Genomic DNA, 11,380 nt, shown 5'->3' with positions numbered 1-11,380 from the left:
ATGTCCAAGCTCGGAAACGTCGGCGCCCGGCTCTACCGCGGCGAGGTCGGCTACGACTTCGTCGGCAAGCGGAAGATCTGGTACGGCATCTCGATCCTCATCACCATCACGGCCATCGTCGGCCTGGCGGTGCGCGGTCTGAACATGGGCATCGAGTTCTCCGGTGGCGCGGTCTTCACCACCCCGAAGACCTCGGTGTCCTCCACGGAGGCGCAGCACAAGGCCGAGTCGGTGGCCGGTGAGCATCAGGTCGTCGTCCAGAAGCTCGGCGGTGGTGCGCTGCGCATCCAGATCAGCGGTCTGGACACCAAGCAGTCGCTGCCGGTCCAGGAAGCGCTCGCCAAGGACCTGAACGTCCCGGTCAAGGACGTCAACACCCAGCTGGTCGGTCCGAGCTGGGGTGAGGAGATCGCCAACAAGGCCTGGCTGGGCCTGGGGATCTTCATGGTTCTGGTGGTGCTCTATCTGGCCATCGCCTTCGAGTGGCGGATGGCGCTCGCCGCCCTGGTCGCCCTGATCCACGACCTCACGATCACGGTCGGCATCTACGCCCTGGTCGGCTTCGAGGTCACCCCGGGCACGGTCATCGGTCTGCTGACGATCCTCGGTTACTCCCTCTACGACACGGTCGTCGTCTTCGACAGTCTCAAGGAAGCCTCCAAGGACATCACCAAGCAGACCCGCTTCACCTACAGCGAGATCGCCAACCGCAGCATCAACGGCACCCTGGTGCGCTCCATCAACACCACCGTTGTCGCGCTGCTCCCCGTCGCCGGTCTGCTGTTCGTCGGTGGCGGTGTGCTGGGCGCGGGCATGCTCAACGACATCTCGCTGGCCCTCTTCGTCGGTCTCGCCGCCGGTGCGTACTCCTCGATCTTCATCGCGACCCCGCTGGTCGCCGACCTGAAGGGCCGCGAGCCGCAGATGAAGGCGCTGGCCAAGCGGGTGCAGGCGAAGCGCGCCGCGGCCGCGGCCAAGGGCGAGAGCCAGGAGGACCCGCAGGGCGAGCTCCCCGGCAGCGAGGAAGCCGAGGACGGCGACGGCACGGCGGTCGTCGGACCGCGGCACCAGCCCGCCTCCCGTGGCCGTGGCCGCGGCCGTCCGTCGGGCAAGCGCCGATGAACGCCGGCGGAGCTCTGCGCGAGCTGCTCCTCAGCCGTATCACCGATGTTCCGGACTATCCGCAGCCGGGCGTGGTGTTCAAGGACATCACCCCGCTGCTGGCCGACCCGGTCGCCTTCGGCGCGCTGACCGACGCCTTTGCCGAACTGTGCGAGCGGCATCGGGTGGACAAGGTCGCGGGCCTGGAGGCGCGCGGTTTCATCCTCGCCGCCCCGGTCGCGATCCGCGCCGGCGTCGGGTTCGTCCCCGTACGCAAGGCGGGCAAGCTGCCCGGCGCGACGCTCGGCCAGGCGTACGAGCTGGAGTACGGCACCGCCGAGATCGAGATCCACGCCGATGCGGTGGCCCCCGGCGACCGGGTGCTGGTGATCGACGACGTGCTCGCCACCGGCGGCACCGCCGACGCATCGCTGCAGCTCATCCGCCGTGCGGGCGCCGAGATCGCCGGCCTGGCGGTGCTGCTGGAGCTGGGCTTTCTCGCCGGGCGGCAGCGGGTGGAACCGGGCCTGAAGGGCGCACCGCTGGAGGCCCTGATCACGGTCTGAGCCGACCTCGGACACCACACCGGCAGCAGGGGCCCCCGGAAGAAATCCGGGGGCCCCTGCTGCTGTGTCATGTACGGACCCATGGCCGCGGGGGAGCCGCGGCCTTGGGGTCGATACCATGGCACCCCGGCCCGTTCGAGGTCCTGGGGTCCGGAACCGCTTGAGGAGTGCTCTTGCCAGACGAGGCCCAGCCGCTCTCCCCCGGACTGCGTCCGGCGGGATCCCACGCCGCGCGCCCGGACGAGCCGAAGCCGGCCGCGGCTTCCTCGGACGCGCCCACGCCCGAGCGGCACAGCGCGCCCGACGGCACCGCCAAGCCCCGGCCGCCGGCCGGCCCGCCCACGGCCGCCGACCGGCCCGCCACGGCGACCGAGCCGCCTGCCAAGGCCGACCAGCCCGCCGCCTCCTCGCCGCAGCCCGCGACAGCGCCGGCCCGGGCGCCCAAGCCGCCCACCAAGGCCGACCAGCCCGCCGCGCCCAAGCCGCTGCCGCCCGCTCCCGCCGGCCGCTCCGGTTCCCCCAACCGTGTCCGGGCCCGCCTCGCCCGTCTGGGCGTCCAGCGCTCCAGCCCGTACAACCCGGTCCTGGAACCGCTGCTGCGGGCCGTCCGCGGCAATGACCCCAAGATCGAGACCGCGACGCTGCGCCAGATCGAGCGCGCCTATCAGGTCGCCGAGCGCTGGCACCGCGGCCAGAAGCGCAAGAGCGGCGACCCGTACATCACCCACCCGCTCGCGGTGACGACGATCCTCGCCGAGCTGGGCATGGACCCGGCCACCCTCATGGCCGGTCTGCTGCACGACACCGTCGAGGACACCGAATACGGCCTGGACACCCTGCGGAGCGACTTCGGCGACCAGGTCGCGCTGCTGGTCGACGGCGTCACCAAGCTCGACCGCGTCAAGTTCGGCGAGGCCGCGCAGGCCGAGACGGTGCGCAAGATGGTCGTCGCGATGGCCAAGGACCCCCGGGTCCTGGTGATCAAGCTCGCCGACCGGCTGCACAACATGCGCACCATGCGCTACCTCAAGCGGGAGAAGCAGGAGAAGAAGGCCCGCGAGACGCTGGAGATCTACGCTCCGCTCGCCCACCGCCTGGGCATGAACACCATCAAGTGGGAGCTGGAGGACCTCGCCTTCGCGATCCTCTACCCCAAGATGTACGACGAGATCGTGCGGCTGGTCGCCGAGCGGGCGCCCAAGCGCGACGAGTATCTGGCGATAGTGACCGACGAGGTCCAGGCCGATCTGCGCGCCGCCCGCATCAAGGCCACCGTCACCGGCCGCCCGAAGCACTACTACAGCGTCTACCAGAAGATGATCGTGCGCGGCCGCGACTTCGCCGAGATCTACGACCTGGTGGGCATCCGCGTCCTCGTCGACACGGTCCGGGACTGCTACGCGGCCCTCGGCACCATCCATGCGCGATGGAATCCGGTCCCCGGCCGGTTCAAGGACTACATCGCGATGCCCAAGTTCAACATGTACCAGTCGCTGCACACGACCGTGATCGGCCCCAGCGGCAAGCCCGTTGAGCTCCAGATCCGTACCTTCGACATGCACCGCCGCGCCGAGTACGGCATCGCCGCCCACTGGAAGTACAAGCAGGAGGCGGTCGCCGGCACGTCCAAGGTGCGTACGGACGTGCCCAAGGGCGTCGGCAAGGGCGCCGGCCAGGACACCGTCAACGACATGGCCTGGCTGCGGCAGTTGCTCGACTGGCAGAAGGAGACCGAGGACCCGGGCGAGTTCCTGGAGTCGCTGCGCTTCGACCTGTCCCGCAACGAGGTCTTCGTCTTCACGCCCAAGGGCGATGTCATAGCGCTGCCGGCCGGTGCCACCCCCGTCGACTTCGCGTACGCGGTGCACACCGAGGTCGGCCACCGCACGATAGGAGCGCGGGTCAACGGGCGGCTGGTACCGCTCGAATCCACCCTGGACAACGGCGACTTGGTGGAGGTCTTCACCTCCAAGGCGCCGGGCGCCGGACCGTCCCGCGACTGGCTCGGCTTCGTCAAGTCCCCGCGGGCCCGGAACAAGATCCGCGGCTGGTTCTCCAAGGAGCGCCGCGACGAGGCGATCGAGCAGGGCAAGGACGCCATCGCGCGCGCCATGCGCAAGCAGAATCTGCCCATCCAGCGGATCCTGACCGGCGACTCCCTGGTCACCCTCGCGCACGAGATGCGCTACCCGGACATCTCGTCGCTCTACGCCGCCATCGGCGAGGGCCATGTCGCCGCGCAGAGCGTCGTCCAGAAGCTGGTGCAGGCGCTCGGCGGCCAGGACGAGGCCACCGAGGACATCGCCGAGTCGACGCCGATCCGGCCGCGCTCCAAGCGCCGCTCCAGCTCCGACCCCGGCGTGGTCGTCAAGGGCGTCGACGATGTGTGGGTCAAGCTCGCCCGCTGCTGTACGCCGGTGCCGGGCGACCCCATCATCGGCTTCGTCACCCGCGGCAGTGGCGTCTCGGTGCACCGCGCCGACTGCGTCAACGTCGACTCGCTGTCCCGGCAGCCGGAGCGGATACTCGACGTCGAGTGGGCGCCCACCCAGTCCTCGGTCTTCCTGGTTGCCATCCAGGTCGAGGCCCTGGACCGCTCCCGGCTCCTGTCGGACGTCACGCGGGTCCTCTCCGACCAGCACGTCAACATCCTCTCGGCGGCCGTGCAGACCTCCCGCGACCGCGTCGCCACCTCCCGCTTCACCTTCGAGATGGGCGACCCCAAGCATCTGGGGCATGTGCTGAAGGCCGTGCGGGGTGTGGAGGGCGTCTATGACGTCTATCGGGTGACCTCGGCCCGCAGGCCGTAACGACATACAGAGGCGGCCCCGGTACGGGATACGTACCGGGGCCGCCTCTGTACGTCGCTCTCTCAGCCGCCGAACTCCTCCAGGCCCTTGAGCGCCTGGTCCAGCAGCGCCTTGCGGCCCTCCAGTTCGCGGCCGAGCTTGTCGGCCTTGGCGTTGTTGCCGGCCGCCCGGGCGGTGTCGATCTGCTTCTGCAGCTTGTCGACGGCGTCCTGGAGCTGACCGGTCAGCCCCGCGGCGCGGGCCCGCGCCTCAGGGTTCGTACGCCGCCACTCGGCCTCCTCGGCCTCCTGGATGGCGCGCTCCACGGCGTGCATCCGGCCCTCGATCTTCGGGCGGGCGTCCCGCGGGACGTGGCCGATGGCCTCCCACCGCTCGTTGATCGACCGGAACGCCGCCCGTGCGGCCTTCAGGTCCGAGACCGGGAGCAGCTTCTCGGCCTCGACGGCCAGCTCCTCCTTGCGCGTCAGATTCTCCCGCTGCTCGGCGTCGCGCTCCGCGAAGGTCTCGCCGCGCGCCTGGAAGAAGATGTCCTGGGCGCCGCGGAAGCGGTTCCACAGATCGTCCTCGTGCTCGCGCTGGGCGCGGCCCGCGGCCTTCCACTCCGCCATCAGCTCGCGGTAGCGGGCCGCGGTGGCCCCCCAGTCCGTCGAGCTCGACAGCGACTCGGCCTCGGCGACCAGCTTCTCCTTCGCCTTGCGCGACTCCTCGCGCTGGGCGTCCAGCGAAGCGAAGTGCGCCTTGCGCCGCTTGGAGAACGCCGAGCGGGCGTGCGAGAAGCGGTGCCACAGCTCGTCGTCCGCCTTGCGGTCGAGCCGCGGCAGGCCCTTCCAGATGTCGACCAGCGCACGCAGCCGCTCACCGGCCGCCCGCCACTGCTCACTGACCGCCAGCTCCTCGGCCTCGGCGACCAGCTTCTCCTTGGCGTGCCGGGCCTCGTCGCTCTGCTTGGCCTTCTGCGCCTTGCGCTCCTCGCGGCGCGACTCGACGGTTTCGACGAGCTTGTCCAGCCGCTTCCTCAGCGCGTCCAGATCGCCCACCGCGTGGTGCTCGTCGACCTGCTGGCGCAGATGGTCGATCGCGGTCGTCGCGTCCTTCGCCGACAGGTCGGTGGTCTTGACCCGGCGCTCGAGGAGGCCGATCTCGACGACCAGGCCCTCATACTTGCGCTCGAAGTAGGCGAGGGCCTCCTCGGGGGTTCCCGCCTGCCACGATCCGACGACCTGCTCGCCATCGGCGGTACGCACGTACACGGTCCCCGTCTCGTCGACGCGGCCCCATGGGTCGCTGCTCACAGCGCCTCCTCCACATGATGCCGACGGGGGCGTGCGGCCCCCCGGCATCGTCCACAGTTTCTGTCCGGCAGAGCCGCGCCCTGGCCGGTCCGACGGGGTGTCTTGCGGGTGCGGGTGGCAGCCGTCGGAGCAGGCACCCTACACAAACGCCAATCTAGGCGACGGGCGGTCGGCTGTCCGCATCCAGCACGACCGAAATTCCGCGGTTCCCGCACGGGAGCGACGGCGCGCCGCCCCCGTGCCGGCCTGCCGGTCAGGACTTGGTGACGGTTGCCTTGTCGATGACGACGGTGGCGTTGGGCTTGGTGTTGCCGGTCGCCGGGTCGCGCGTCGAGCCGGCGTCGGCGATCTTGCGCAGCACGTCCATGCCGCCGGTGATGGTGCCGAACGGGGTGTAGTTCGGGGGCAGCTCGCTGTCCTGGTAGACGAGGAAGAACTGGCTGCCGCCGGAGTTGCGGGTCTTGTCGTCCTTGCCGTCGTAACGGTTGGCCATGGCGACCGTGCCCGCCGGATAGACACCGCCCTTGAGCCGCCGGTCCTTGAGGTTCTCGTCGGGGAGGGTGTAGCCGGGCGTGCCCTGGCCGGTGCCCTTCGGGTCACCGCACTGCAGGACGTGGATCCCCTCGTCGACCAGGCGGTGGCACGTGCTGTGGTCGAAGTAGCCCTGGCCGGCCAGGAACGCGAAGGAGTTGACCGTGTGCGGCGCCTTGCCCGCGTCCAGCTTCAGCTGCAGCGTGCCGCAGGTGGTCGACAGCTTCGCGGAGTAGGAGGCCGAGGTGTCGATCGACATCGCCGGCTCCTTCTTCCAGGTCTTCGTCGACGGCGTGCCCTTGGCGGGCCTGCCGCACGGGTCCGGTGCCTTGGAGGGCGTCGGTGTCGCCGCTGCCCGGTCGGCGTCCTCGTTGCCGTCGGCCAGTCCGGCGGAGGCGTAGGCGGTGGCACCGGCGGCCACGGCTACGGCCACGGCGGCCGCGATGAGCACATTGCGGCGTTTGGCCTTGCGCCGGTCCACGGACCGCCGTTGCTGCTGGCGCTCGAACTTCTCCCGGGCGAGTTGCCGCCGCCGCTGATCCTTGCTGACCACCGGTCGTCTCCTTGTCTGAGCATCGATCGCTGTCGTCCGCCGTGGCCGTACCGTATACGGGTTCGCTCTGCCGGGAGTCCCGCCGGTAGGCTCTGGAGCTGCCGAGATGTCCGGGAGCGGCCTTGCGGTCCGCCCTCCACACCGATCCTTAAGGACGAACGTGCTGATTGCCGGGTTCCCCGCCGGGGCCTGGGGCACCAACTGCTACTTGGTCGCCCCCGCCGCCGGCGAGGAGTGCGTCATCATCGACCCGGGCCACCAGGCGGCCCAAGGAGTCGAGGACGCGGTCAAAAAGCATCGGCTCAAGCCCGTCGCGGTCGTCCTCACCCATGGCCACATCGACCATGTGGCCTCGGTCGTCCCGGTGTGCGGCGCGCACGACGTCCCGGCCTGGATCCACCCCGAGGACCGCTACATGATGAGCGACCCGGAGAGGGCCATCGGCCGCTCCATCGGTCAGCAGCTCATGGGCGAACTCACGGTGGGTGAGCCGGACGACGTCAAGGAGCTGAGCGACGGTGCCGCCCTGGAACTCGCCGGGATGGAGTTCTCCGTCGCGCACGCCCCGGGCCATACCAAGGGGTCGGTGACGTTCAGGATGCCCGAGCAGGCGGCCACTCCGGCACATCAGGGGTGCCCGCCGGTCTTCTTCTCGGGCGACCTGCTGTTCGCCGGCTCCATCGGACGCACCGATCTGCCCGGCGGCGACCACGCCGAGATCCTCCGGTCGCTGGAGCGCGTATGCCTCCCGCTGGAGGACTCGACCGTCGTCCTGTCCGGCCACGGCCCCCAGACCACCATCGGCCGCGAGCGCGCCACCAACCCCTTCCTGCGGGAGGTGGCCGCCGGCCTCGGAGACGGCTTCAGCGCCGCTCCACGACGAGGAATGTGACGAGACCTTCCGTGAGCACCTTCAAGGCCCCCAAGGGCACGTACGACCTGATTCCGCCGCAGTCCGCCACCTATCTCGCGGTGCGTGAGGCGATCGCCGCACCGCTGAAGAACTCCGGGTACGGCTACATCGAGACGCCCGGATTCGAGAACGTCGAGCTGTTCGCGCGCGGTGTCGGTGAGTCCACCGACATCGTGACCAAGGAGATGTACGCCTTCGAGACCAAGGGCGGCGACAAGCTCGCGCTGCGCCCCGAGGGCACCGCTTCCGTGCTGCGTGCCGCACTGGAGGCCAACCTCCACAAGGCCGGCAACCTTCCGGTCAAGCTCTGGTACTCCGGCTCGTACTACCGCTACGAGCGTCCGCAGAAGGGCCGTTACCGCCACTTCTCCCAGGTCGGTGCCGAGGCCATCGGCGCCGAGGACCCGGCGCTCGACGCCGAGCTGATCATCCTGGCCGACCAGGCCTACCGCGCGCTGGGCCTGCGGAACTTCCGCATCCTGCTGAACTCCCTGGGCGACCAGGAGTGCCGCCCCGTCTACCGCGCCGCGCTGCAGGACTTCCTGCGCGGGCTCGAACTGGACGAGGACACCCGGCGCCGGGTCGACATCAACCCGCTGCGCGTCCTGGACGACAAGCGCGACGCGGTGCAGAAGCAGCTGACCGGCGCGCCGATGCTCCGCGACTACCTCTGCGAGGCCTGCAAGGCGTACCACGAGCAGGTGCGCGAGCTGCTGACCGCGGCGGGCGTGGCCTTCGAGGACGACGAGAAGCTGGTCCGTGGCCTGGACTACTACACCCGCACCACGTTCGAGTTCGTCCACGACGGCCTCGGCTCGCAGTCCGCGGTGGGTGGCGGCGGCCGCTACGACGGCCTCTCGGAGATGATCGGCGGCCCCGCGCTGCCGTCCGTCGGCTGGGCGCTGGGCGTCGACCGTACGGTGCTCGCGCTGGAGGCGGAGGGCATCACGCTCGACATCCCCGCCGCCACCGCCGTGTACGCGGTGCCGCTCGGCGAGGAGGCCCGCCGGGTGCTGTTCGGCGCGGTCACCGAGCTGCGCCGGGCCGGTGTCGCCACCGACCTCGCGTACGGCGGCAAGGGCCTGAAGAACGCCATGAAGTCCGCCAACCGCTCCGGCGCGCGGCTGGCGATCGTGGCCGGCGAGCGGGATCTGGCCGAGGGCGTCGTCCAGCTCAAGGACCTGGAGAGCGGCGAGCAGACGCCGGTCGCGCTGGACACCATGGTCGAGGAGGTCCGGCGCCGGCTGGGCTGAGGCCGTACGCGTAGGGCCTCTCCTGGAGGCTCGTAAACGCAATCGAACGGTGTGGAGGGGCCCGGACGGGGGTTGACCGTCCGGGCCCCTTACGTCAACAGCAGGCGCGCGGGTTCCCTCTGTTTATGCGCAGCGAACGGTGGGCTGTCGTTCAGTTGGGGCAGAATGAAGCGCGCGCCCGCGGTCCTGCGGGCCCGCCCGGCCTCATCTCCCAGCGACCGACGGAACGGCGATATGACGATGACAGCGGTTGATGACGTGTCCATCGACGACGACCACGCGAGCGACTCGGGCACCATCGGCGCGGGTCGCGGCTTCGCTCTGCTCCTGGTGATCACCGGCGCGCTGGGCATCCTGGCGGCCTGGATCATCACGCTGGACAAGTTCGAGCTGCTGAAGGACCCGAACTTCAAACCGGCTTGCAGCCTCAGCCCGATCCTCTCCTGCACCAACATCATGCAGAGCAAGCAGGCGGAGGTCTTCGGATTCCCGAACCCGATGGCCGGGCTGGTCGGCTTCGGGGTGGTCATCGCGGTCGGCATGGCCCTGCTCGCCGGCGCCCGCTTCCGCCGCTGGTACTGGATCGGACTGAACGTCGGTACCGGGCTCGCCACGGTCTTCTGCATGTGGCTGATGGCCCAGTCGCTGTACAGCATCAACTCGCTGTGCCTGTGGTGCACGCTGACCTGGTGCGTCACCATCCTGATGTTCTGGTACACCACCGCGCACAACCTCAAGCACGGCATCATCCCGGCCCCCGAGGGGCTGCGCAGGACGGTGCTGGAGTTCCACTGGGTCGTGCCGGTGCTCTGGTACGGCGTGATCGCGCTGCTCATCCTCACCAAGTGGTGGTCGTACTGGAGCACCCTGCTCTAGGACACCCCCTGAGCCTGCTCGTACGACCCTGGCGCCCCGGCCCGTCCATGACGGCGGCCGGGGCGTTGTCAGTGGGGTGACATAGGCTCATGGACGTGGAGCCCGACCTGTTCACCGCCGCCGCCGAAGACCGCCAGGAGAAGGACCCCGCGGGGTCTCCGCTCGCCGTGCGGATGCGTCCGCGCACCCTCGACGAGGTCGTGGGGCAGCAGCATCTGCTCAAGCCGGGCTCGCCCCTGCGCCGCCTTGTCGGCGAGGGCGACGGCGGCCCCGCGGGGCCGTCCTCGGTGTTCCTGTGGGGGCCGCCCGGTATCGGCAAGACGACGCTGGCGTATGTCGTCAGCCAGGCGACGAACAAGCGCTTTGTGGAGCTCTCCGCGATCACGGCCGGCGTCAAGGAGGTCCGCGCGGTCATCGACGGTGCCCGGCGCGCCTCGGGCGGCTTCGGCCGGGAGACCGTCCTCTTCCTCGACGAGATCCACCGCTTCAGCAAGGCCCAGCAGGACTCCCTGCTGCCGGCCGTGGAGAACCGCTGGGTCACCCTGATCGCCGCGACGACCGAGAACCCGTATTTCTCGGTGATCTCGCCGCTGCTCTCCCGCTCGCTGCTGCTGACGCTCGAACCCCTCACGGACGACGATCTGCGCGGGCTGATGCGGCGCGCGCTGACCGATGCCCGCGGCCTCGCCGGCTCGGTCACGCTCCCCGACGACACCGAGGCACATCTGCTGCGTATCGCGGGCGGTGACGCCCGGCGCGCGCTGACGGCCCTGGAGGCCGGTGCCGGCTCGGCGCTGGCCAAGGGCGAGAAGGAGATCACCCTCCAGACGCTGGAGGAGTCCGTCGACCGGGCTGCGGTGAAGTACGACCGGGACGGCGATCAGCATTACGACGTCGCCAGCGCGCTGATCAAGTCCATCCGCGGCTCGGACGTCGATGCCGCGCTGCACTACCTGGCGCGCATGATCGAGGCGGGGGAGGACCCCCGGTTCATCGCCCGCCGGCTGATGATCTCGGCCAGCGAGGACATCGGTCTGGCCGATCCGACGGCGCTGCAGACGGCGGTCGCCGCCGCCCAGGCGGTGGCGATGATCGGTTTCCCGGAGGCCCGGATCACCCTGAGTCAGGCCACCATCGCGCTCGCTCTGGCACCGAAGTCGAACGCCGCGTATCTGGCGATCGACGCCGCGCTGGCGGACGTCCGGGCCGGCCAGGCCGGTGCGGTGCCGCCCCATCTGCGCGACAGCCACTACAAGGGCGCCCAGAAGCTCGGCCACGGCCAGGGCTATCAGTATCCGCACGACCTGCCGGGCGGCATCGCGGCCCAGCAGTACGCACCGGACGAGGTACACGGCAAGCGCTACTACACCCCGACGCGGCACGGCGCGGAGGCGCGCTACGCCGATGTCGCCGAGCGGGTCCGCGCCCGGCTGCGCGGCGCCTCCGGCGAGGGCGCCGCCGAATAGGGCGCCGCCGCGCAGCCGG

At 70.3% G+C, this 11,380-nt stretch carries 9 protein-coding genes; 7 read left to right on the top strand and 2 right to left on the bottom strand.

What is annotated here, in order from left to right:
• The 3 genes from secF (at window position 1) to KI385_RS09580 (ending at window position 4,477) form a co-directional block, all read left to right on the top strand.
• Entirely contained in the window at window positions 1-1,122 is a 1,122-nt protein-coding gene (gene secF, locus KI385_RS09590) for a protein translocase subunit SecF (protein ID WP_238571773.1), read from the top strand.
• Window positions 1,119-1,667 (top strand): adenine phosphoribosyltransferase, encoded by a 549-nt coding sequence (locus tag KI385_RS09585; RefSeq protein ID WP_238571772.1) that lies wholly within the window; start codon window positions 1,119-1,121, stop codon window positions 1,665-1,667. The genes secF and KI385_RS09585 overlap by 4 nt, the downstream gene beginning before the upstream one ends.
• Window positions 1,668-1,840: 173 nt before the next feature.
• On the top strand, window positions 1,841-4,477 hold the full coding sequence (locus KI385_RS09580) for a RelA/SpoT family protein (RefSeq protein WP_425356895.1): 2,637 nt from the start codon (window positions 1,841-1,843) through the stop codon (window positions 4,475-4,477).
• Between the two features lie 62 nt (window positions 4,478-4,539).
• Here the strand turns inward: KI385_RS09580 and KI385_RS09575 are convergent, their stop codons facing one another.
• Both KI385_RS09575 and KI385_RS09570 read right to left on the bottom strand, forming a co-directional pair.
• Window positions 4,540-5,769, bottom strand: a complete 1,230-nt coding sequence (locus tag KI385_RS09575; RefSeq protein ID WP_238571771.1) for a DUF349 domain-containing protein — start codon at window positions 5,767-5,769, stop codon at window positions 4,540-4,542.
• A 253-nt stretch (window positions 5,770-6,022) separates the two neighbouring features.
• A complete protein-coding gene (locus KI385_RS09570; RefSeq protein ID WP_238571770.1) occupies window positions 6,023-6,853 on the bottom strand; it encodes a peptidylprolyl isomerase in 831 nt (276 codons plus the stop codon).
• A 160-nt stretch (window positions 6,854-7,013) separates the two neighbouring features.
• Here KI385_RS09570 and KI385_RS09565 point away from each other — a divergent pair, with 160 nt between their 5' ends.
• From KI385_RS09565 to KI385_RS09550, 4 genes are all read left to right on the top strand, one after another.
• Window positions 7,014-7,745: an MBL fold metallo-hydrolase gene (locus KI385_RS09565; protein ID WP_238571769.1), complete on the top strand. Its 732-nt coding sequence runs from the start codon at window positions 7,014-7,016 to the stop codon at window positions 7,743-7,745.
• Between the two features lie 11 nt (window positions 7,746-7,756).
• A complete protein-coding gene (hisS, locus tag KI385_RS09560; RefSeq protein WP_238571768.1) occupies window positions 7,757-9,019 on the top strand; it encodes a histidine--tRNA ligase in 1,263 nt (420 codons plus the stop codon).
• Between the two features lie 234 nt (window positions 9,020-9,253).
• Window positions 9,254-9,895 carry a vitamin K epoxide reductase family protein gene (locus KI385_RS09555; RefSeq protein ID WP_238571767.1) on the top strand — a complete coding sequence of 214 codons (642 nt, stop codon included), beginning with the start codon at window positions 9,254-9,256 and terminating at the stop codon, window positions 9,893-9,895.
• Window positions 9,896-9,990: 95 nt separating this feature from the next.
• Entirely contained in the window at window positions 9,991-11,361 is a 1,371-nt protein-coding gene (locus KI385_RS09550; RefSeq protein ID WP_425356894.1) for a replication-associated recombination protein A, read from the top strand.
• The last annotated feature ends 19 nt before the right edge of the window (window positions 11,362-11,380 follow it).

It is taken from the genome of Streptomyces inhibens (genome assembly GCF_022221585.1).
Lineage (GTDB): Bacteria > Actinomycetota > Actinomycetes > Streptomycetales > Streptomycetaceae > Streptomyces > Streptomyces inhibens.
Note: the sequence above shows the minus strand (reverse complement) of the source record. Positions and strands in the feature narration are given on the sequence as shown.